This is a genomic window from Methylobacter sp. Wu8 (assembly GCF_036440755.1).
Lineage (GTDB): Bacteria > Pseudomonadota > Gammaproteobacteria > Methylococcales > Methylomonadaceae > Methylobacter_A > Methylobacter_A tundripaludum_A.
The window spans coordinates 100,956-124,182 of sequence record NZ_JAZGVT010000069.1 but is presented as its reverse complement, the minus strand read 5'-3'; the positions used below and the strand labels follow the sequence as shown (position 1 = coordinate 124,182).

The window sequence follows — 23,227 nt, the reverse complement described above, 5'->3', positions numbered from 1 at the left end:
GCCAAACCCGCCGCACATTTTGCCGCTGATAATGAGTCCTAAAGACCAATCAAATCGTTAAGGCCGCTAAATCATGTCCCACCAGGGCATGGATCTGATTGAAATGTTTACTACTTAGTACGCCTAATCATCATGAAAACAGGAAACCGTCATGCGAAATAACATAAAAAATTCTGGGCAGTTAACCATCAAAATGCGTTTTGCGGTAATTTTGATCACCTTGGTCTTCGGTTTTTTGCTGTTCGGTTTCGCAACATTCAAGGCCATGAATACGCTTAATGTTAATGGTCCGATTTATCAACGTATTGTCCAGGGCAAGGATATTATTGCCGATGTCCTGCCGCCGCCTGAATACATCATCGAATCCTATCTGGTCGCACTGCAACTGAGCCAAACCAACGACCCTGCCGAAATCAGTGCTTTGGTGACGCGCTTTCAAACGCTAAAAACGGAATACGAGTCCCGTCATAGCTATTGGTTAGGCCAATCGTTGGAACAGGAAGTCCAGACTCCATTACTGCAAGGCTCCTACCAAGCAGCGCAAGCCTTTTATAATGAGGCCGGGCAGGGTTTTCTACCGGCCATTCAGGCTGGAGACCTTAACGGATCGCTGGCCAGCCTCCAAAACATGCGCCACGCTTATGAAGAGCATCGCGCCGCTATCGATGAAGTGGTGCGGCTTACGACTGCACGCAATGCAAAGGATGAGATGCGGGCGCGAGACACCATCCTCTGGTACGGCACCGTCCTGGCCGCCATTTTCGCTTTCAGCATTGCGGCGGCCATCGCGCTGACGGTACTGATCAGCCGCGGCATTATCCGTCAGTTGGGCGGCGAGCCCGGTGACGTTGCGGATTTAGCCAGAAACATCGCCGCCGGAAAACTGGATAACGCCATCGCGATTAAACGGGGCGATAGCGGCAGCTTGCTGGCAACCATGAAAAACATGCAACAACAATTGCTTGAGCGCATGACGGCAGACCGCAAAGAACGCGACGAAGCCCTGCGCATCAAGACCGCCTTGGACAGCATCAGTTCAAACGTGATCGTAGCCGACAATGAGCACACTATCATCTACATGAACCCGGCGGTACATAATATGATGCGGCTGGCGGAAGCCGACATCCGCAAGTCCATTCCGCATTTTGATTCAGCCAAACTGATGGGGGCAAGCATCGACTCTTTCCACAAAAATCCGGCGCATCAGAAAGCATTACTTGCGCAATTGGACTCGACTTTTCGAAGCGAGATTACCATTGCAGGGCATACTTTCTATCTGGTTGCGAACCCCATCAACAATGACCGCGGCGAAAGAATCGGCGTCGTCGTGGAATGGAAAGATCGCACCGCTGAAGTGGCTATCGAGCAGGAAGTCGCCAAAGTGGTCAGCGCCGCTGTATCAGGCGATTTCAACCAACGCATTAACGAAGAAGATAAAGAGGGCTTCTTTCTGCAATTGGCGCAGGGCGTTAATGAGCTGATGGAGATCAGTTTTACCGGCCTGAATGAAGTGGTGCGCATCCTTGCCGCCCTATCTCATGGCGATCTGACCGAAACCATCACCAGCGACTATGCCGGCATCTTCGGTCAACTTAAAGATAACTCCAATTTCACCGTGGAAAAACTGAAAGAGATTGTCAATCAAATCAAGGAAGCTTCCGATACCATTAGTACAGCGGCTAAGGAAATTGCTTCAGGCAACAATGACCTGTCGCACCGCACAGAACAGCAGGCCGCCAGCCTGGAACAAACCGCCGCCAGCATGGAGCAGCTGACCTCCACCGTGCAGCAAAACAGCGAAAACGCCAGACATGCCAACGAGCTTGCCGCCGGCGCCTCGGACATCGCCGGCAAAGGGCTTGAAGTGGTTAATGAAGTCGTGACCACAATGGAAGGCATTAACGAGGCTTCGCGCAAGATTGTTGACATTATCTCTGTAATAGACGGCATTGCCTTCCAGACCAACATCCTCGCGCTGAACGCCGCCGTAGAAGCGGCCAGGGCCGGCGAGCAAGGTCGCGGCTTTGCTGTTGTCGCCAGTGAAGTGCGCAACCTGGCGCAACGCGCCGCAGCCGCAGCTGGAGAAATTAAGAATCTGATTAGCGATTCGGTGGAAAAGGTTGAAGACGGCAGTAAACTGGTCGGCCAAGCCGGCTTAACCATGGGAAAAATCGTGACGGCTATCCGTGAAGTTACCGTCATCATGTCCGAAATCAGCACGGCTTCTATCGAACAAACCTCCGGCATCGAACAGGTGAATCAGGCCATTACCCAAATGGACGACGTGACCCAGCAAAATGCCGCCCTGGTGGAGCAAGCCGCAGCGGCGGCTGAATCGCTGGAAAAGCAAACGCAAAACCTGGCGCTTACGGTGGAGCACTTCAAATTGGGCGGCAACTCACGCTCGACAACACGGATTCCGCGCGACGGCATGGATGCAGGAGATAGAGCAACACACGAAGCCGTTGCCGGGGTAGAGCAATACATAGAGCGATTGCCTGACATTTCCGGCAACGTCTCTTCCTGGACATTGGACACTTCCTTTAGTTCAGTCCAGCCGCGAAAAGAAACCGCACCCGGCAGAACTTCACCGGCAAGCCAGAGGCCGCAGCTACAGCTTGCCGGTAGTGACGATTGGGAGGATTTTTAATCCACTATCGCAACAATATACCTTGCGATCTATTCGCTGAGTGAAAGACGCAGAGGAATCATGGCCGACAAACCGAAGCCGCGCCTTTGATAAAAGCGTTGTGCAGCCTCATTATCGCGATCTGTCAGCAAGGTAATGCGTTTACACCCGTTCAAGCGCGCAAGTTGAATGGCGTGCTCCAGAAGCCGGGAGCCTATGCCGGAACCGCGAGCGTTGGGAGAAACCACCATGTCTTCCAATAGCGCAACGCGATCGCCGAGCGCAGTCGACACCGTATAGAGAAGGTTAGCCATGCCCACAACCCGGCCGCCTTGACGGACGACGACGATAAGCCCGACTTCCGGATTGCCAATGATGCGAGACAAGCCGCGGCTTTGTGCATCCCGATCCGGCTTGAAGTCCGCTTCTTGGGTAAACAGGAGCTCCAGCAACTCGCAAAGCGCCGGAATATCTGAAAGGTTTGCAGGAGTAATTTGCATCGTTGCAGCCGCTATTTCTTGATAACCAAAACATTATTGTGCCACCGTCGCTAGTGCGACACCAGAAAACGCTGGGCTGTCCGGCGATATAACGATTGAATGGGATAGCCTTTTGTTCACTCGTCAACGTCAGTGCGATACAGCACTACCGGGAGAAATAAACGCAAACTGTATTAGTAGGTCAAGTGGATTTAAAAGTAAGTGGCAACCACTGATGAATACCCCTCTTGAACCCGGTGCAATAAAAACCCGTTTAGGTTTCATCATTTGAAACTGAAAAACGTCGAAGATACGAAAATGGATAAACGAGAGGACATCCGGCTATCGATAATCATATATGATGCCAGAATTAAAAGATTGATTGTCAGTAGAAGCGAATCAAGCGCTATACAAACGACATCAGAGTATGTATTTCAATGGGGTGAACGACGGGGCTCGAACCCGCGACAACCGGAATCACAATCCGGGACTCTACCAACTGAGCTACGCTCACCATAATATGGGATTTTCTACGAATGGTGCGCTTGGCAGGACTCGAACCTGCGACCCCCGGCTTAGAAGGCCGGTGCTCTATCCGGTTGAGCTACAAGCGCTAAATTGGTCGGGGTAGAGAGATTCGAACTCCCGACATCCTGCTCCCAAAGCAGGCGCGCTACCAAACTGCGCTATACCCCGACAATCTCCTTTTAATGGCTTGTTAAAACTTTCCAACCACTCCTGAAGAGCTGTCTATAATAACGACACTTCCCAATATCGTCAACATTTTTTTCGTTATATATGTCAATTTATTAAAACAATCTTTAATTCTTACAGCTTGGTTTTAACGATTTGATAGATTTCTTCTACCGCAACGTCAACACCGTTCAAAATAGCTTCCAGTTCGGCTAATTTCTCATCGGCAAACCCCCTGTCTTTAAGACTGCCCGCATTGATATAAACATTTAACGCCGCGCTTTTCAGTGCGCCATAACCTGCCATGACGGCAACACCTGCATCACTGATCACGCCTAGGTTACCTTTTTCTGCGGCGATTCGGCTCAATGCAATCGTTTCGGCACAAGCGCGCGCGCATTCCAAAGGCACGACGGTAGCTTCCTTTAATACGGCCTGAATGGCCGCGCTACGCGCCGCCTTTTCTTCATCGGAATCTTTCGGCAAACCGTATGTCGCCATCAATCGATCAAAAACATCAATATCGGCTTTAATCATGCCGGTCAGCGTCTCACGTAACGCTTCCGATTTTCCCAGCAATACCCGCATTTCACCTTCGACTTCAGCATACTTAGGCTTTCCTATGGTCAAATTACAAACCATGCTGATCAACGCGGCCGCCTGCGCGCCCATTACCGCCGCGGCGCTACCCCCACCCGGAGTAGGCGCTTTGCTGGCCAACCCGTCAATAAAAGACTGAACTGACTTATTTTTTATTTCATTCATGGTATAGCGTCTCTCATCAATGTTTCAGGTAGAGTAAAAGTATAAAAAGAATGTTAGCCTCAAAATAAAGGCTTGATTGCACTATGCTCGCCCGCAGCGTGCCAGATTGAACAGGCCATATAACGTAACCCCAGGCGATTCTGTCACTAATGCGTCTTCAAACGGCGCAACAACCTGCGCGCCCCCCAAATATCTAATTCTGAGCAATAGCACACAAATAACTTCGGCATGACCGTTTATTATCATAAGCGTCCAAAACATAAAATTGCCAAGCGCAAAATGATCAGCCCTCCCTCCTAGTGTTGAACCTGCAAGCAGATCGCTCTCATTATAAGCTGCTTACTTCGCCTCCCTGCCGCAAGGTATTGGGAGGTTTTTTCACGCTATAAAAATCGGTATCGCACAACAGAACGAGCTATGTTGTTACTCGTCAAAAGTCCAACCTCACTTTGCCGCTTACCCCTTATTTAGCGTATCCAGTAGGCTAAATATTGCCGCGTCACTTACTCATGCAAGTTTTTCACAGCGCTCACGTCAAGCCGACAATAAAATAAACACATGAAAAACATATCTATTTTAATTATGGCTAAATTCTTGCCTGAATAACGGCATTGCACTTTACCAGACCGAGGCCGGAGAAATTTAATGCTATTATTTCAATCAAACCACCACGCAACGCCACGCCATAAAAATATCTTTGAACCGGCAACTGCGCTCAATGAGACCAATAATTACACCGTTGTCGACCGGGAAGAGATCAGGAAAAAATTAAACCACCTGCTTAGTAAACACATCTTGTTATCTATTAAAGTCCCTGGAAAATTTGCAGCAAGCACACTTTTAACAACCATTGCCTGTATCGAAGAGGATCATATTTTTCTGGGCGGATTCCAAAACGAACGATTTAATAAGGATTTGCTCACACAAACCACTCTGGTAGCCTCCGCCGATTTTGAAGGCATAGCCGTTAGCTTTATATTAAGTGACTTAAGCGGACATAGCGAAGACGCCGTATTCAACTTTAAAGCCCGTATTCCCCAAAGCATCGAATGGGTGCAACGAAGAAATGCTCGAAGGGTAAAAGTCCCCATCAACATCCCAGTTAAAATACAGTATAAAAATCAGGCCGAGTACTTTAATGTAGCCGACATTAGCGTTACAGGCCTGTCCTATATTCATCAAGCTGAAAATCATTATCCTGCCCCCATCGCAGAATGCAATATCGTCCTACCCGATAAAAGTGTATTCCAGGCCTGCTTTGAAATAGTCAGCACCAGAGCCATTACCTACAAGCACTCCAAGCAAATAAATCGTGTTGGCTGCGAACTCAAACGACCTTCATATCGCCTTGATACTGCATTGCAACACCTCATAAACCAAATCGACTTCTATTATCAATGAAGCTTTATTTTCATCTTAAGTGAGCAAGCTCACATGCACAGATTGACCGAGAATGACACATAAGGCGAAGCAGACACGGCATACAAATAAATAAGGGCCATACATTAATTTTAAATATCCTGATTAAGAATATCCACAATTCTAGTGATCGCGCCCTGATTCTGCCGAACGAACGCCTTGCCTTTCTCAGCCAACGACTGTCTGCATGCGGAATCTGCATACAAGGCAATAATCGCGCTAATTATTTCGTTCTCATCCCGGCATTGTATCGCCGCGTCCGCACGCAATACCCCTTCAGCTATTTCTTTAAAATTCGCCATATACGGACCAAACAAGACCGGAGTTCCAACCGCTGCGGCCTCAAGAATATTGTGCCCGCCAACAGGTGCCATGCTGCCGCCGACAAACGCCGCATCAGCGGCTGCATAAAGCATCTTTAACTCACCCATCGTATCGGCAAGATAGACATCGATATGCTGGTCACAGCCTTCGTTGGAGGTACGTATCGCCGCAGCCAGCTGATGCTGCTCACACAGTTTTTTCACCTCGACAAAGCGCTCGGGATGTCGCGGCGCAATAACCAGTAGCAATTCGGGTATTTTCTGCTTTATTTTTTTATAGATTTCAAGAAATATTATCTCTTCATCTTTATGGGTGCTGGCAATCAGCCAAACAAAACGACCATTAAACAAATCAGCCTTTAATTGCAGGCCCTGCGCAATAATGTCACTCGAAACTTCAATATCAAACTTTATGTTCCCTAGCGTTCTAACCGTTTCAGTTTTTGCGCCAATAGCAATAAACCTAGTCGCGTCTTCCTGAGTTTGCGCCGCAATCAGCTTAACGCGGGCTAACGCTGGAGAAATCAGGGCTGGAATTTTTTGATAGCCGCACGCCGATTTTTCCGATAAGCGGGCATTAATAATGTACAAAGGAACTTTATGCTCGCCGCAGGAGGCAAAAATATTAGGCCAAATCTCGGTTTCCATAATGACGGCTATGAGCGGCTTAAAACACTGCATAAACCGATTCACTGCACTGGGTATGTCATAAGGCAGGTAGACATGCTCCACGCTGTCTTGCATCACAGATTTAACACGGGCCGATCCAGTAGGTGTTGTGGTCGTAATCAACACCTTTGCATCGGGGTGCTTTTGCTGTATTTGCTTAACTAACGGGAATAACGCTTCAGCCTCACCCACAGAAACCGCATGAAACCAAATGACATGCTCGGGGAATTTTTTATTATAAATGGCGAATCGCTCGCCCCATCTGTGTCGATAAGCGGGCGCTTTAATACTTCGCCAGACCAGGCGAACTATTATGAAGGGGATTAACAGGTAAAAAAGGCAGGAATAAAAAGCTCGCATAGTTAAAAAGACTCAAGGTTGCAAGTCACCCGACAACCTTTCGTCTTTTAGCCTTGGGCCTTTAACTATTATGCTTCAGCAGCAATTGTAATAGGCATTTTTACAATAACATCGGTATGGCACATGATGTCGATCTGATATTCGCCGATTTGACGAATAACGCCTTGAGGCAAGCGAATTTCATGTTTTTCAACCGAAACGCCAGCGCCGGTGATGGCGTCAGCGATATTTTGCGTGCCGACCGAACCGAACAGCTTGCCTTCATCGCCGGCTTTGTGAGTAATGACAACCTGAAGCTTGCTCAGCGCATTTGCACGGGTTTGAGCCGAGCTCAACTTTTCAGCCGCCGCCTTTTCAAGTTCTGCACGACGCGCTTCGAATTCAGCAATTTTAGTAGCTGTTGCGGCAACGGCCTTACCGTACGGGAGAAGATAGTTTCTGCCATAACCTGACTTAATGACAACTTTATCGCCCAGGTTACCCAAGTTTGCTATCTTTTCAAGAAGAATAACTTCCATCTTTTATTACCTCATTATCGGATTTTATCCGGCTATTTTTACGCCATTAAGACGTGTATTGATTCGAAATTTTATTTCGCAAGTTCATCCACGTATCGCCCAGTCCAACTAAAGCAACCGGCAGCATCGCATGGGGTATCAAAAATAATGTCACATAAAACATCGGCACTATAAATCGGCCCATTTTCATCGAAGCGAATAAGGTATGTAATACTGCGGTTCCGATGAATGTGTACAACACAAACAGCAAAATCGCGATATTCCACGACACCTCAGAAATTACACCGGAACTTAATGATGCAACAACTATCACTAGAATACTGCCTATTGCCAACCTTGGATGCGTATTTAATGACAAAAATTCCTGCCTAAATCCACCCGGATTATAGAGCAAAGCTTGCCACCACCGCCCCAGAAACAAGCCGAACAGCAAGCCAAACACTGCCGCAGCGGCAACTATTCCTGTCATGTAATGGGAAAGCACGTCCACGGTATGCTGGACATCTTCAACAGGGGCATTCGGAGGCACCATTTGTGAAAGTATATTCTTCCACATCGTTGCCGACTCGGCATCATAGAGATAAAAACCAACAACCCCCATAACGCCAATCAATACCGCAATTTCAACCGCCAGGGATAAATACCGCCCTTCTCTTAAAACGATTGAAATCAACCAGACAGGAACCCACAACACCATCCCGTACAACAGTACAAATTGGTAATTGCCCAACAGAAAAAAGCCAAATATCCCCGCTGCCGCAGTTGAACACGCTAAAACAATTAAACCTTCAATAGCTCCCCGCCTTAAGGTAACGAGAGCAACAGAGGCTGAACTTACTATACTCACTGGAGGCATGACCAGCGACACTAATACCAGAGTGCAAGCCACTACCATAGCTTGCATCCTCCCCCGCATAATGTACTCAGCTAAAAAGCCCACCGATCATCCAGCGTATTATTTGTGTGCGTCGCAGAAAGGCAACAGTGCAATAAAACGAGCGCGTTTAATTGCAACGCCTAACTGCCGTTGATATTTGGCGCTGGTTCCTGTAATGCGGCTAGGGACAATCTTACCGGTTTCAGTAATATAATCACTTAATAAATCAAGATCTTTATAATCGATCTCTGTTCCACCTTCTGCACTGAACCGGCAGAATTTTTTGCGTCTAATGTTACGTGCCATAATAATTCTCGTAAATCCAAGTGTTAAAGGTTTTTATTCAGAAGCGAGTGCGTCGGCGTCAAAATCTTCGTCGATGTCATCCAAATCAATTTCATCATCGCTGTCTGCAGCAGCCGCTGCTTCTCTAGCCGCCGCATCTTTTGCTCTTGATTCAGCCGCTTTATTTTCCTCGGCTGTTGAGGTCGCAATGATAGATGGCTCAGTAATAGCCGATTTTTGCAACAAAGTCATGCTACGCAAAATGGCGTCATTGAAACGGAATCCGCTTTCCAACTCTTCCAAAGTAGCTTGATCGCACTCAACATTCATCAGCACATAATGCGCTTTATGAATTTTATTGATTGGGTAAGCCAGGTGTCTACGACCCCAGTCTTCCAAACGATGGATTTTACCGGAAGCGGTTTCGATGGTTGATTTATAACGCTCAATCATCGCTGGAACCTGAGAACTCTGGTCAGGATGAACTAAAAAGACAATTTCATAATGTCGCATGATTTTTCCTTTCGGGTTAAGCCTCCCCCTCTATTTTATTTAGAGGTGGTGAAGCAAGGAGGGGCAGACAGCCCCTAAGAACCGCGCATTATAGATGTTTTTTTAGCTATTGGAAAGTGCGGCATTGAGAAACAACACTATAAGCGAAAGAAAGGTATTCAAATAACTCAGCATAGCCCGCCAATTTTAAGCCGCGAATACGGCGGCTTCATAGCCGCCTCGACAATTACCAGCCTATTTTTCATTATGCATATATACTCAACAAGCCCTTGCTGACTACGGCACGCCCACTTTCAATTTCTTGCTCTACATTATCAACCCCATCGGCAGCCGCACCCGCGCCACCTTGTCTCTGGCTATCAGCAAAGCCTTGAGCAAAGTTTTGTGCTTGTGAACGCCCCGAATCTGAGGAATGCCCCCCTTGATAAACATTTACATCTACCAGATTGATCTGCTGGGCGCTCATCATTTCCCGCAGTTTGGGAATGGAAGCCTCAAGAACTTCTCTTACCGCCGCATGTTGCGCAGTAAACACAACTGTCGCCTGATCGTCGGCAACATCAACACGAACCGATATGGGACCAAGATGTTGTGGATTTAACCTAATCTCTGCCGCAGGTATCGCTCTGTTGTTCATCCACACAATCCGCTCCCCCAAATCCTTATTCCATTCCGGATGCGATATCGGTTTGGTCATTGCCGGAGCCTCGGTTTTATGATCAATAACCGGCCGATTAAGTTGGCTTATGTCGCCAGCCCCCCCAGGCAAAGTTTTTTCTCCAGCTAAAGTTGGCACTAGCCGCCCCTTAACATTTTCCCCTTTGCCGATATCCTCAGCATATTTTAAATTAAAGCCCGGTTTCTCCTGAACCGGCTGCCGAAAAACCGCTTCGCCTTGCAAAGTATCGTCGACTACCTTCGCAGACTGATCCGATTTAGCGCTCCCAACAATCGATGACTTGATATACGACAACAACCCATTGCCGCTAACCTCATCAATTACATCCGCAGGCGTCAAATTACTGACCGATTTTCCTTGCTCAACCGACATTATGATTGGATGAGGAATAACGGCCGCCACCAAGCCTTCAGCTACGTGATCACCGCCCTCCTCTGCCGTTTGAGCCTCTTCGCCAATCTGCGCTCTACTTGGCTTATCATTTACCTGTTTCAAATCGGTTCGCTCAGGAACACCCATGCCAACAATATTTTTTATGCCTTGCTCAGCCTCGGCAGCTACCATGTTTTGCTGAGTGGGGACAGTCTCGGCAGCTGTCATGTTTTGCTGAGCGGGGACAGTCTCGGCAGCTGTCATGTTTTGCTGAGCGGGGACAGCCTCGGCAACTGTCATGTTTTGCTGAGCGGGGACAGCCTCTGAAACTGCAACTGCATATGTCTTGTTTTCCAGGACCGGAACAACCGCAGCATTTGTACCCTCAATGTTTTGTTGGACCGGAGTAGCCATTGCAATGACATCTTTTATATTTTTCTCAGCCTCAGCCGCCTTTTCTCCAGCCGTGGTACCCAGAGTAATATATTTTAATACATCAGTTACCGCACCCAATGCAGCCTCATGATCGGCATCGTCTTTTGTTTTATAAGTCGGCGGCAAATCATTGCCCAACAAAGCGGCAAAATCTTGCACATCACTGCTGCCTACAGATAATTCGGTAACGACCGGCAAACTGTTGACAGCGGGATCCGGTGTTTGTAGAGGCGCTGTATCCCCGGTTTTTATGTTATTTAACAGTTCGAGTTGCGCCACTAATGCGCCGGAGAAACCTTCAGAAACAACACCATCAGGCAAAGGCTGCGACATGCCTTCAACAACACCGATGCCTGCAACTGGAGCGATGCTTGGTGGCAAAGATGATAGATTTGCACTTTCAATATTCATAATCAATTCTCCTGAGATTCTGCGTATACTAACTAAGCATTTCCCGTGCCATTTGAATTATTCCGCCCGATCCTGGACGCCCGCTCATCCTGCTCTTGCTGCTCCCGTTTTGCTTCCTGTTTCATTTCTACCACCAAGGCCGAGTCACAAACCTTTTGCAGACTTTGGGTTTTATGATGTAACTCTTCCCAAATTTTTCTTTTGGCCATTACTTCAGCCTCAATTGAAATCAGCACTTGTTCCTGGCCCATTATTGCTTTATCCAGCTTCTCAATAAACGACCTAAACTCCAGGAGCTGAGCAACATTGACGCCTTTAACGCCCATCTGATCGAATCTATCCTGATATTCCTGCCGATAGCTTCTCAACCCTTGAACTTGAGCTTGCATGGTCAGGAGCTTTCTCTGAACCGCACCCAACACTTCCAAAGCGTTTTTTTCCTGCGTCGCTTTAATGTCCACAATCGTTTTAATACGCTGCGATTTTTTCACTTATATCCTTTGTTATCTCGAAGAGCGCATCAGCCAGGCCGGTTTACACCCAATAGTAACGCCAATTCCTGCAAGCTCTGATTGATATCGACTGAGTCATCCATACTTTGTTGCAAAAATTCCAAAATTGCCGGATTTTTCTCAATAGCCTTGTCAATTCGAGGGTCCGATCCTGGCTGGTAGGCGCCGACGCTGATCAAGTCGCGGTTTTGCTGATAAAGTGAATACAGCCGCCTTAATTCCTTCGCCATTTGCATATGCCCTGGATCAACAACATCCGGCATAACCCGACTGATAGACCCTTCTATATCAATGGCGGGAAAATGCCCTGAGTCGGCCAAGTTTCTGGACAATATGATGTGCCCATCCAACACTCCTCGGGCAGCATCGGCAATAGGGTCATTGGTGTCATCGCCCTCGGCCAGGACAGTATAGAAGGCGGTGATAGAGCCGCCGCCATGATCGGCATTACCGGCACGCTCCACCAAATGCGGTAATTTTGCGAAAACCGAAGGCGGATAGCCCTTGGTAGCCGGCGGCTCGTCGATCGCCAGCGCAATTTCACGATGCGCTTGGGCAAAGCGCGTTAATGAGTCCATCAACAACAGCACATCGAGGCCTTGGTCGCGAAAATACTCGGCAATGCTGGTTGACAATAACGCCGCATGAACACGCATCAAAGGCGGGCAATCCGCCGGCGAAACGACGACCACAGCCCTTTTGAGCCCTTCTTCGCCCAAGGTCTTCAGCACGAACTCGTTAACTTCTCGTCCCCGCTCACCAATCAGGCCAACCACGACAATGTCGGCCTTGGTAAACTTGGTCATCATGCCTAACAGTACACTCTTACCCACGCCGGTACCTGCAAACAAGCCCATACGCTGCCCGCGCCCCACGCTGAGTATTGAATTTATCGCCCTAACACCGACATCGAGCGGTTCGCGTATCGGTCTTCTCGACAACGGATTGATCGGCACCCCATTGAGTGAAATCAGTGCATCGGTTTTAAGCGGACCTTTATCATCAATCGCATTTCCTGCACCATCCAGCACACGCCCCAACAAACCGAATCCCACCTTGGCCGAACTGTTTTTCCCCAACGGGATAACCCGGCAATCTGGCTCAAGGCCATGAACTTCCGCAGTCGGCATCATAAAAACCCGTGCGTCGGAAAAGCCCACTACTTCGGCCTCAATCAGCCTGCCATTTTTGGTCTCGATTCGGCAACGGGAACCGATAGCCGCCCGGCAACCTACAGCTTCGAGCGTCAACCCCACCATACGGGAAAGCTTGCCTTCAACAACAAGCTCGGGTACTTCGGCCAGCCTTTCGGAATAAGGTTTTAGCTTATCAAGCCAGATCCGTGACCGGTCTGCATCAGGAATCACGAGCCTTCATCCTCGGCAACCGCTCCTGCCTCGTTTACAACACTCGCGTCTAACGCCCCGCCTCCCGGCTTACCTCCTGTTGCCGAAGAGCCTTCCGCGAGACCTCCAGCCGCCAGATCCTGCGCCCGCTCACCGCCCAGCAGGTTTGCAATGACAGCCGTCAATCGGTGTTCTACCGTCGCATCAACATGTGAAATCTTGGTATCGACTTCGCAGCCGCCACGGGTAATTAGCGGATCTTCAACCATAGTCCAACTTGAAGACATCTCATCAAGCGCGAGAGCGGAACGCACTAACTCGGCGTCTTCCGGGTGTAATTTCAAACTGATTTTTTGCGAGCCCAACGGTAAAACATTGATCGTTTCCCGGACAACGGCAATAATTTGCCCTGGATCCATCTTGAGCTCCCGGCGTATTATTTGCGTAGCGATAGCTATAACCAGCTTAACAAGCTCTTTTTCAACTTCTTCATCCAGGCGTTTAAACGGTTCGCTTAAGGATTCCAACAGTCTGACCAGCGTCGCCGCCTGCGTTTGCAGCAAATGCAAATTATCTTCGTAACCTTTTTTGGACCCTTCATCAAAACCTTGCTGAAAACCATGCATTTTGCCTTGCGCAAATGCTTCGTCATAGGCCTGCTTCTGCATGGCCTCGATTTCATCGACCGTTAAAATCGGCGTCGGTTCCTGCTCCTCAAGCTCCACCACTTCCGATCCGGCAAAATCTTCCTCTACCCTGCCGGAAACATCCGGCATACTCCATAACTCTAAGGCCGCAAGCTCGGATGCCGTAAACCTTGGCGTCTTAGATAAGCTCATCGCCGCCTACGCCCATTTGTATCTCACCCGCATCCGCCAGTTTTTTAGCAATAGCCAATATGTCTTTCTGCGCCAATTCCACCTCACTCAACTTGGCAGGCGGCGACGCTTCCAGGTCGTCGCGCAGCATCTCCGCCGCACGTTTGGACATATTACTGAATATTTTCTCTTTAAGCTCGCTACCCACGCCGCGCAACGCCAATAACAACTGCCCGGTTGAAACCTCACGCAGTAATGTTTGCATGCCTCTTTCATCAATAGAAGTGAGGTCTTCAAAGGTAAACATCTTCTCCTGAATTTCCTGAGCCAATTCAGACCTGTGCTCGGCGATTCCCGACATCACCAGATCGGCGGCACCGCCATCCAAAAAGTTTAAAATATTAGCCACCGCATCAACACCGCCGATATTGGTCGATTTAACATTATCAGAGCCGGTTAGTTGTTTTTCCATAATTTGATCCAACTCACGCAGAGCGGATGGCTGCACGCCCTTCATCGTTGCAATTCTCATCATCAAGTCAGCACGCATGCTTTCGGGCAAGTACATCATCACATCCGCCGCCTGCTCACTTTCCATCAAGGACATAATCGTCGCGACAATCTGCGGATGCTCTAAACGAATCATATCTGCAATCGACCGGGTATCCATCCACTTCAACTGTTCGATACCTTTCGTGTTTCCGCCTTGCAAAATCCGGTCAAGGATACTGTTCGCTTTATCTGCGCCCAAAGCGCTGATCAATACGGTTCGGATATACTCATCGGTATCCATGCCCAGAGCCGTCTGGTTCTTAACTGCGACAATAAACTCTTCAACCACCTCGTCCATCATCTCTATGGAAATCTCACCGACGCTTGCCATCGTGATACCTAAAATCTGCACTTCCCTGGGCGTCATGTGCTTTAGAACCAGCGCCGCCCTGTCCATGCCCAGCGCCAGCAACAACACTGCGGCGCGGTCAACTTGGGTTAAATCTTTTTTTAGTTCTGTCTTATTAGCCATCTTTTTTAACCCACGACTTAATAACTTGCGCAACTACTTTTGAATCGTCGTCAACCAATCGCTTCACATATTCCAGGCGATGCTCATAACTCTGAGGTACGTCCAAAAGCAATAGATCCTGCATTTCTTCGGGCATCTTCAAATTTACACTTTGTTGACCGACCGGTACGGCGATAGGCAGGCCATGCTCATCAAAACGGACAGTTCCCCCGATAGAGGCCGCCTTTTTTTCCGCCTCGGCCAAAGCCAAGGCTTTTTTCTCTTCCATATCCCGGCCGACCAGACTGCGCATCGTGGGCCGCAATACACCAAAAAACAGGAACAATACGGCCAACGCGGCGGCAACTTGTTTCATCGCATCAAGAAACCAGCCTTGTTCCCAAACGGGTATTTCCGGCAACGCCTCAATAAGTTCGTCTATTTTAAAGGCGACATTAGTAACCGTAACCTGATCGCCTCGACTGCTGTCAAAACCTACCGCCTGTTTTACCAGATCGCTAAAGCGATTAATATCTTCCTGGGAATAAGACTGCGCTTTAACCGTGCCATCGCTCTGGGGTATGCGGCGGTCATCGACAACGACAGCCACAGACAATCGGCGCAAGCCGCCTGTGGCCAAACGGGTATGGGTAATGGTTTTATCCAGCTCGTAGTTTCTGGTTGCATTTTTTGATGCCGAACCGGACGGAGTAGAAGCGGCCTGATCGTTCGGGGCAGTCGAACCTGGCGCTCCCGCTGTTGTGGGGGTTGTCTGCGGGGCGACACCCGCAGGCGTTGGCTGATTTGATAACGCGCCGGGAACGCCTTGAGTAGCGGACAATGAACTTTTCTCTTCCGATACTTGCTCGCTCCTTAAAGCCGGCAAATCTGGATTGAACATTTCTTGGGTTCTGTCAGTTTCGGTAAAATCCACATCCGCTGAAACTTGCACGCGCATTCCCTCGCCCCCCACCAATGGCGACAAAATATTTTGAATGCGCCCCATCAGATGCTCTTCGATATTTTTCTTGTATTCAAATTGCTTGGAGGTCAAATTCCCCGCTGCTGATGAGCTATTGCTGTTTAACAGTTGCCCTTTTTGATCGACGACCGTTACTTGGTCAGCATCAAGCTGCGGCACACTGGACGCAACTAAATGAATGATTGACTCAACCTGCCCTTTATCCAGCGATCTGCCTTGATACAGGTTCACCATGACGGAAGCGCTGGGCTTCTTGCGCTCACGCACAAACACCGACTGAACCGGCATAGCCAATAGCACTCTGGCTGATTTTACATTCTGGATAGACATAACGGTTCGCGCAATTTCGCCTTCCAACGCTCGTTGGAAGCGCACCGCTTCAACGCTTTTACTGGTGCCGAAACCCTGCTCCTTGTCCAGTAACTCGTATCCCATACTGGTGCTTTTAGGCAAGCCCTGAGCCGCCAATTTCAGCTTCACTGCACTGACATCATCCATCGGCACCATAATGGCCCCGGAACCGGTTTCGACTTTATACTTAATATTCTCCTTATTGAGAACTTCAAGAATTTCAGCCACATCACTTTCGCCGATCTCGGAATACAAACGTCCGTAGGAAGGTTCCTGCGACCATAGCACAATAGCGACGCCGATAGCGACGCTCAGAGCCAGACCCAACATCAATCCTATCTGACGCGCTATGGTCAATCCGGCCAGACCTTTTAGAGCGGGATGGGCATCAACCTTGGTCGCAAAAATATGAGAGGATTCACCGTCAAGATGACCCTTGCTCTTTGCCGTCGGGTCATGCTGGTGACTTGGGTTGGTCTCAATCAGGCTATTTTCGCTCATTTTTTAATCACAGTTTGCCGTCATGCTACATTGGCATATTCATGACATCTTGATAGGCTTCAACCAATTTATTTCTAACCTGCAGCATTGCCTGGAATGAAACACTTGCTTTCTGCGAAGCCACCATAACTTCTGCAAGACTGACATTAGTATCGCCTTGTTCAAAAGCTTCCGCCATTTTTCCGGCGGTTTGCTGGGAGTCATTAACAGCTCCGATACTCTGCTTTAGCATTGCGGCAAAATCGGCCCCGCCGCCTGTCTCTTGCACTTTAGCGCTACCGGCCTCAAGTGACATTGCCCGCATCTGAGCCAAAACTTGATTTACATTCATCTCACTCATGGGGTTTTCCTCTTACACATTTATATAGTACAGAGTGTAAAGCATTTTTAATGCCACATGTTAGCACGAAATAATCACCCCCGAATCTTTCATCCTTGCCATTTTATACCGGAGTGTTCTGGGGCTGATGCCCAACTTCTCGGCCGTTGTCTTACGACTGCCGTTTTCCATTTGCAGGGTCTGTAAAATAATACTTTCTTCGGCAGAGCGAACGCCCTCGCCCAAGCCGCTGATCTCAAGCTTTTCATCCTTACTCTCGGCTAGAGACGTTTCAGGCTGCCTCTCGGAAGAAATCCTCATCGAGCCCATGTCCTCAAACACCAAATCATCGACAGTAATTTTATCGCCAGTCCGCAAAATAAGCGCCCGCTGCACCACATTATCCAGCTCCCTGACATTACCCGGCCAGCTATAAGCCAGCATTTTCTCGACAGCCTTAGGGTCAAACTCAGGCAACTTTTTGCCGTCCGATCTATGCCGCTGCATGAGTTCCTGCGCGAGCGGCAAAATATCGCCCGGCCGATTGCGTAACGGCGGAATGTTAATTGGGAATACATTCAGACGATAATACAAATCTTCGCGGAACCGTCCTTGCTCCATCTGTTCTTTTAGCTTCTGATTGGTAGCCGCCAAAATTCTGACGTTCAACTTGATTTTTTTCTGGCTGCCCAGACGCTCGACCTCTTTTTCCTGCAACACCCGCAATAACTTTGCCTGCAAGCCCAGATCCATTTCGGCTATCTCATCCAGCAACAAAGTACCGCCCTGAGCCTGCTCGAATTTCCCCGGCATAGACTGAACGGCGCCGGTGTATGCGCCTTTTTCATAACCGAACAACATTGCCTCCAGCATGTTTTCAGGAATAGCCGCGCAATTCACCGCAACAAAAGGCCCGCGATGATAAGCCGAATTCTGATGAATATAGCCGGCAATAACTTCTTTGCCCGTTCCACTTTCACCCTGCAACAACACGGTAACATCGGTTTTAGCAACCCTGGCAGTCAACGCATAAAGTTTTTTCATGCCGTTGTCCTGCACGACTCGCTCATTATCGGCCGTATTGGCCGCCAACGGATTGGCTGTCACATAATCAGCCACCTTATTGACCAGCGCCTCGGCATCGAATGGCTTGATAAGATAATCGGAAGCACCTGCCTGCATGGCTTCGACTGCCTTAGGGATAGTCCCGAAAGCCGTCATCAGCAGCACCGGCGTTTCCGAATATTTTTGCTGCATATTTTTCAATAGCTGAAAGCCATCCATAACCGGCATCTGCACATCGCTGACAACCAGCTTAAACTGACTGTGTTCCAACTTAATTAACGCTTCTGTACCGTTGCGGGCGGAAACCACACGATAACCGCCTATCTCCAGCGTATCGCAAAGTGCTTCGCATAAAGACAGATCATCCTCAACGACTAACACATCATACTGTTTCATGGTTCAGCTCCCTTTGTTGATGATGATTTTTACCGGACAAATCTGTCTGGAACAGATTTGCATTGACCCGAAGGGCATCAGGCTGGATAGCCTTATGTGAAAACCCGCCCGGCAGTAAACCAAACGCCTGATTGATACAAGGCAGGACTATCGAAAAAACAGTGCCCCGCCCCAGAACCGATTCGACACGTACTTGACCGCCATGCGCCTTCACTACGCTGTCGACGACCGCCAATCCCAAACCGGTACCATAGCTCTTGGTGGTGAAAAACGGCTCAAAAATACGCTGACATAGCTCGCTTTCGATACCCGGACCGTCATCTTCAATCACGATCCGTAAATTGCAGCCGTCAAGCTGATCCACGGAAATGTGTATGCACCCGGCCTGCCCTACCGCATCAACCGCATTATTCAATAAATTAAGCAACGCACCGCGCAAGGCATTTTCATTACCCAGCATTACGTCGCTTTGTACCTCATTAACAATCTGCAAATCAATCCCGCCGTTGCCGGTATAGTCTTTCACCGCTTCTTTCAGATGATTCAACAGTTCGGCCAATGAAAAAGTCTCCATCGCCAAACGCCCGTCTTTGGCAAAAATCAACATATCGTTAACCTGCCTTTCCAGATATTGCAGACGCTCAAGAATTTTTTGCGAAAACCGCTGCCGTTTTTCATGATCCACTGCCGGACTGCCCATTTGCGACGCATAAAGTATCGCCGTCGCCAGCGGCGTCCTGACCTGATGCGCCATGCTCGCGACCATTTCGCCCATGGCCGACAACTGTTTTTGCTGATTCAGCATATCCTGCAGGTTGCGCATTTCGCTGACGTCGGACAACAAAATAATTTGCCCGGAATCGGTATCTGCTACGTCTCTGCTGGCGGTCATATTGACCCGTTTGCCATTGCTCAATTGGCGTTCATGCGGGTTACCGACGACGGGAATCAAACTGCGGGCGACAACGTCAAGCCAATCCTGACCAATCAGAGGTTCGCCTAAAAAGGCTATCGCTACCGCATTGCAATCCAAAACCTTACCATCCACATCCAACACAATAACCCCGGCCGGAAGCGCTGCCAATATCTTTTCCAACCGGCTGGCAAGCTTTTCTTTTTCCTCAAGCGTTCTGAGCCGTTCACTATGGGCGAAGGCAAGCTCAGCATGCAGTTTGGCGACCTGCTCTTCCAGTCCTTGGTAAGAAACCGACAAGTTCTGGGATAGTTCGTTAAAAATGCGAAACGCATCGGTGAGTTGCTCGGTTTTCTGGTTTTTCTGAGTATTCATATCTGATCGCTCTAGGTTTTTATCTCTCAAACTTAATTGTGGACAAGCAAAAACCAGACCAAATATTAACTACTTTAATTTCAATTGCTTACATCACTCGCCCAACATTTAAAAACCAATCCGCCAAAGAATTGACTCCCCTACTTAACGTTGCAAATCATATTTGCGTAATTTCTCAACCAATGTTGTACGCCGCATATTCAACCTCTTGGCGGCATGGGCCACCACGCCGTTGCATTCATTTAACGCCTGCCGTATCAAATCGAGTTCTAAAACATTCAAATATTCTTTCAAATCGATTCCCTGTTCCGGCAACTGGGCTAAAGCACCCGACGAACTATCAAGAGTACCGATAACCTCAATTTGTCCGGCCCCGGATAACTCCTCCTCTTCCTCACGATCTTCTTTTCCTTCCTTTGTATTAACAGCTTCTTCGTCGCTCATCGCTTCCGCATCATTAATGATGTCTTCAGAAACGTCGTACTGTTGAAATTTTTCCGGCAAATCAGCCGCGTCAACGAGCCCTTTGGGATTAATAATTGCCAAGCGTTCAATCAAATTTGCCAACTCCCTGACATTGCCGGGCCAGTCATGTTGCATCAGCACGGCTAATGCGGCAGAGGTCATCCGTACTGAACCGCGATTGGACGCTTCCATACGTGCGATCAGATCGTTCACTAACAAGGGGATGTCTTCAGCCCTGTCTTTTAAGGCCGGTATTTCAATAGGAAAAACATTTAAGCGGTAAAACAGATCTTCCCGGAACCGGTTTTCTTTAATCTCGTTTTCAAGATACCTGTGCGTTGCGGCAATAACCCGCACATCGCAATGTATAGTTTTGTTACTTCCTACGCGCTCAAAGGTGCGTTCCTGCAATACGCGCAATAGTTTGACCTGCATAGCCAGAGGCATATCGCCGATTTCGTCCAAAAAAAGCGTACCGCCTTCGGCCATTTCAAAACGGCCTTGCCGGGCGGTTAAAGCCCCGGTAAATGCCCCTTTCTCATGCCCGAACAATTCGCTCTCCAATAACTCCCCCGGAATCGCGCCGCAATTTATCGGCACAAAGGGTTTGTCTTTACGAAAAGAGGCGTCGTGCAAAGCCCTGGCAACCACTTCTTTTCCGGTGCCCGACTCGCCAAGAATTAAAACCGTTGCATCCGATTCCGCAACCTGCTCGATCAGCTTGCGGATCTCGACAATAGCCTGGCTTTTGCCTTTTAGCCTCTGAGCGGTAGGCGCACGACGGTCCCCTCCTTCACGTACTGTAAAAACCGTATGCCCGCCCGATGCTGAAAATTTATCGAGTATGGGTTTCAACACGGGATGCGTAGTCGGCCATTCCAGTACTTGAAACACACTATTGGTGATCGCGGTCGAAACCTGAAGTGCGGTTCCCTTATTGATCAGCAGGACGACGGGAATCTTATTCGCCCGCTCCACAATATCACTGACCACAGTCGCCTGTTTTTCAATGCCATCGCCGACAAAAACCCCGCACAGCTGATCAGTTTCGCTAAAACAAGACGCATAGTCCGCCGTTCCTACGGCTTGTACTGCGTATCCCATAAACTGGAAAACCGCCTCCAATTGCTGGATTCTTGCTTTGTTATTGTCAACTACCAAAATGCGCGGCAACGCCATATTTTCACACTCATCACTCATTAATAGGCCGTTTAACAGCCTGGAAACCGACCGAATAGTAACTGCTGCCCATTATCCAGCAAGGCCTTAAAAAAAATCTCTCTAATTATTTAGCTATTCGGCAAAGTTAAGCATCGAATCAGCAGCATGTCAAAATTCTTTTTATTTCATATTGTTCTAATACCTTTCTAATGTAACTTACACAATCAACCTCATCAGCAACTCACATCGACGCTTGACAAAAATTTCTCATCATGGAGACTAGAGCCGTTTTCACAACCCCAGAGTACATCTTCTTTGAACGATATGTCCCTTGGCATGCTGTTTGGCATACTTGCCGCCATGCTTATTCTTTCCGCTTTTTTCTCCGGCTCGGAAACGGCCTTGATGACGCTAAACCGTTATCGTTTAAAACATTTAGTTAAACTAAATCATTCCGGTGCAACCAAAGCACAGCAATTACTGCAAAGACCGGAGCGCTTGCTCGGCCTGATTTTGCTATGCAATAATTTTGTCAATAATTTCGCATCCTCAATAGCGACTGTCATCGCCATTAAGCTCTATGCCGATGAAGAATCCAGTGTCGCTATCGCTGCCGGAATTTTGACTATCGTAATGCTTATTTGCTCGGAAGTAACGCCCAAAACGCTCGCCGCCATCAAACCGGAGCCGCTTGCCTTCCCCGCCGCCTGGATTTACACACCTTTACTGAAAATCCTTTATCCCATCGTTTGGTTCGTCAATTTATTTGTCAACCTGTTGCTCCGCGTAGTCGGCGTCGATGTCAAAAAAAATCGTCATGATGCACTAAATAAAGACGAATTAAAAAGCATTATTAGCGATGCGGAAAGTCTGATGCCTACACGCTACCAGAAAATGCTGATGGGCATACTCGAGCTCGAATCGGCGACGGTTGAAGACATCATGACGCCTCGCAACGAAATTATCGGCATAGACCTTGAGTCGCCTATTGAAGACATCATTAGCCGAATAAAAACCAGCCCGCATACCCGATTACCCGTCTACAAAACCAGCATCGACAGAATTATCGGCTTTATCCACTTAAGGAAGATACTGGTGCTGATTAACCAGGAAGACTTTGATAAGCACACCATCATCAGCTGCCTGGACAAGCCCTCATTTATTCCTGAGAGCACCCCGGTACATAATCAAATGCACCGGTTTAAACATGAAAAAATCCGCATAGGTCTGGTGGTCGATGAATACGGCGATGTGCAGGGATTAGTCACACTGGACGATTTATTGCAGGAAATAGTAGGTGAGCTGATCACCGACGACGTCGCCGTTAGAGCCCAAAACGACGGCAGCTATCTGGTTGACGCCAATATAACTATCAGGGAACTAAACCGCGTCGCCCAATGGTCTCTGCCCACGGAGGGGCCTAAAACACTGAACGGACTTATTATTGAGTTTATGGAAACCATCCCCGAAACAGGAACCGGTATCAGGCTGCACGGATACCCGCTGGAAATTATAAAACGGGATGAAAATAGCGTTAAATTGGTCAAATTTCTACCGATAAAATAAGCCTTTCTCACAAGGCCGACCGAGGCA

The 23,227-nt window shown here is 48.5% G+C and carries 20 protein-coding genes and 3 tRNA genes; 3 read left to right on the top strand and 20 right to left on the bottom strand.

The features are described from left to right. Positions 1–151 precede the first annotated feature (151 nt). Complete coding sequence (locus tag V3O24_RS13365; protein ID WP_331307602.1) at positions 152–2,650, top strand: methyl-accepting chemotaxis protein; 2,499 nt, start codon at positions 152–154, stop codon at positions 2,648–2,650. Between the two features lie 29 nt (positions 2,651–2,679). On the opposite strand, the gene V3O24_RS13360 is transcribed toward V3O24_RS13365, so the two are convergent. The 5 genes from V3O24_RS13360 to fchA form a co-directional block, all read right to left on the bottom strand. Then, positions 2,680–3,129, bottom strand: a complete 450-nt coding sequence (locus V3O24_RS13360) for a GNAT family N-acetyltransferase (protein WP_331307601.1) — start codon at positions 3,127–3,129, stop codon at positions 2,680–2,682. Between the two features lie 417 nt (positions 3,130–3,546). Then, positions 3,547–3,622: transfer RNA gene (locus V3O24_RS13355), tRNA-His, on the bottom strand. Between the two features lie 23 nt (positions 3,623–3,645). Continuing rightward, positions 3,646–3,722, bottom strand: a tRNA-Arg gene (locus V3O24_RS13350). Positions 3,723–3,727: 5 nt separating this feature from the next. Then, a tRNA-Pro gene (locus V3O24_RS13345) sits at positions 3,728–3,804 on the bottom strand. Between the two features lie 132 nt (positions 3,805–3,936). Next, on the bottom strand, positions 3,937–4,566 hold the full coding sequence (gene fchA / locus V3O24_RS13340; RefSeq protein WP_331307600.1) for a methenyltetrahydrofolate cyclohydrolase: 630 nt from the start codon (positions 4,564–4,566) through the stop codon (positions 3,937–3,939). A 645-nt stretch (positions 4,567–5,211) separates the two neighbouring features. On the opposite strand from fchA, the gene V3O24_RS13335 reads away from it, so the two are divergent. Continuing rightward, entirely contained in the window at positions 5,212–5,967 is a 756-nt protein-coding gene (locus V3O24_RS13335) for a flagellar brake protein (RefSeq protein WP_104424170.1), read from the top strand. A 110-nt stretch (positions 5,968–6,077) separates the two neighbouring features. Here V3O24_RS13335 and waaA read toward each other — a convergent pair whose 3' ends face one another. The 15 genes from waaA to V3O24_RS13260 form a co-directional block, all read right to left on the bottom strand. Beyond that, a complete protein-coding gene (waaA, locus tag V3O24_RS13330; protein WP_331307599.1) occupies positions 6,078–7,337 on the bottom strand; it encodes a lipid IV(A) 3-deoxy-D-manno-octulosonic acid transferase in 1,260 nt (419 codons plus the stop codon). Between the two features lie 68 nt (positions 7,338–7,405). Next, positions 7,406–7,855, bottom strand: coding sequence for a 50S ribosomal protein L9 (rplI, locus tag V3O24_RS13325; RefSeq protein WP_331307598.1), 450 nt, complete (start codon positions 7,853–7,855; stop codon positions 7,406–7,408). A 46-nt stretch (positions 7,856–7,901) separates the two neighbouring features. After that, positions 7,902–8,750, bottom strand: a complete 849-nt coding sequence (locus V3O24_RS13320; protein ID WP_331307622.1) for a hypothetical protein — start codon at positions 8,748–8,750, stop codon at positions 7,902–7,904. Between the two features lie 60 nt (positions 8,751–8,810). After that, a complete protein-coding gene (gene rpsR / locus V3O24_RS13315; protein ID WP_104424167.1) occupies positions 8,811–9,038 on the bottom strand; it encodes a 30S ribosomal protein S18 in 228 nt (75 codons plus the stop codon). Between the two features lie 33 nt (positions 9,039–9,071). Beyond that, positions 9,072–9,530, bottom strand: coding sequence for a 30S ribosomal protein S6 (gene rpsF, locus V3O24_RS13310; protein WP_104424166.1), 459 nt, complete (start codon positions 9,528–9,530; stop codon positions 9,072–9,074). 244 nt (positions 9,531–9,774) lie between these two features. Continuing rightward, a complete protein-coding gene (locus tag V3O24_RS13305) occupies positions 9,775–11,427 on the bottom strand; it encodes a flagellar hook-length control protein FliK (protein WP_331307597.1) in 1,653 nt (550 codons plus the stop codon). A gap of 32 nt (positions 11,428–11,459) precedes the next feature. Next, a complete protein-coding gene (fliJ, locus tag V3O24_RS13300) occupies positions 11,460–11,918 on the bottom strand; it encodes a flagellar export protein FliJ (RefSeq protein WP_331307596.1) in 459 nt (152 codons plus the stop codon). A 29-nt stretch (positions 11,919–11,947) separates the two neighbouring features. Continuing rightward, positions 11,948–13,306: a flagellar protein export ATPase FliI gene (gene fliI / locus V3O24_RS13295; RefSeq protein ID WP_104424163.1), complete on the bottom strand. Its 1,359-nt coding sequence runs from the start codon at positions 13,304–13,306 to the stop codon at positions 11,948–11,950. Next, complete coding sequence (locus tag V3O24_RS13290) at positions 13,303–14,124, bottom strand: flagellar assembly protein FliH (RefSeq protein ID WP_331307595.1); 822 nt, start codon at positions 14,122–14,124, stop codon at positions 13,303–13,305. Before V3O24_RS13290 ends, fliI begins: the two co-directional genes overlap by 4 nt. Next, positions 14,111–15,127: a flagellar motor switch protein FliG gene (fliG, locus tag V3O24_RS13285; protein WP_104424161.1), complete on the bottom strand. Its 1,017-nt coding sequence runs from the start codon at positions 15,125–15,127 to the stop codon at positions 14,111–14,113. Before fliG ends, V3O24_RS13290 begins: the two co-directional genes overlap by 14 nt. Beyond that, positions 15,120–16,940, bottom strand: coding sequence for a flagellar basal-body MS-ring/collar protein FliF (gene fliF, locus V3O24_RS13280; RefSeq protein WP_331307594.1), 1,821 nt, complete (start codon positions 16,938–16,940; stop codon positions 15,120–15,122). Before fliF ends, fliG begins: the two co-directional genes overlap by 8 nt. A 25-nt stretch (positions 16,941–16,965) precedes the next feature. Then, positions 16,966–17,280 carry a flagellar hook-basal body complex protein FliE gene (gene fliE / locus V3O24_RS13275; RefSeq protein WP_331307593.1) on the bottom strand — a complete coding sequence of 105 codons (315 nt, stop codon included), beginning with the start codon at positions 17,278–17,280 and terminating at the stop codon, positions 16,966–16,968. A gap of 60 nt (positions 17,281–17,340) precedes the next feature. After that, positions 17,341–18,720 carry a sigma-54 dependent transcriptional regulator gene (locus V3O24_RS13270; RefSeq protein ID WP_331307592.1) on the bottom strand — a complete coding sequence of 460 codons (1,380 nt, stop codon included), beginning with the start codon at positions 18,718–18,720 and terminating at the stop codon, positions 17,341–17,343. Next, positions 18,707–20,008, bottom strand: a complete 1,302-nt coding sequence (locus V3O24_RS13265; protein WP_331307591.1) for an ATP-binding protein — start codon at positions 20,006–20,008, stop codon at positions 18,707–18,709. The genes V3O24_RS13270 and V3O24_RS13265 overlap by 14 nt, the downstream gene beginning before the upstream one ends. Positions 20,009–20,152: 144 nt before the next feature. Next, the gene (locus tag V3O24_RS13260; RefSeq protein ID WP_331307621.1) at positions 20,153–21,652 is read right to left on the bottom strand and encodes a sigma-54 dependent transcriptional regulator; all 1,500 of its coding nucleotides are present in this window, start codon (positions 21,650–21,652) and stop codon (positions 20,153–20,155) included. Positions 21,653–21,949: 297 nt separating this feature from the next. On the opposite strand from V3O24_RS13260, the gene V3O24_RS13255 reads away from it, so the two are divergent. Further along, positions 21,950–23,200: an HlyC/CorC family transporter gene (locus V3O24_RS13255; RefSeq protein WP_331307590.1), complete on the top strand. Its 1,251-nt coding sequence runs from the start codon at positions 21,950–21,952 to the stop codon at positions 23,198–23,200. Positions 23,201–23,227 lie beyond the last annotated feature (27 nt).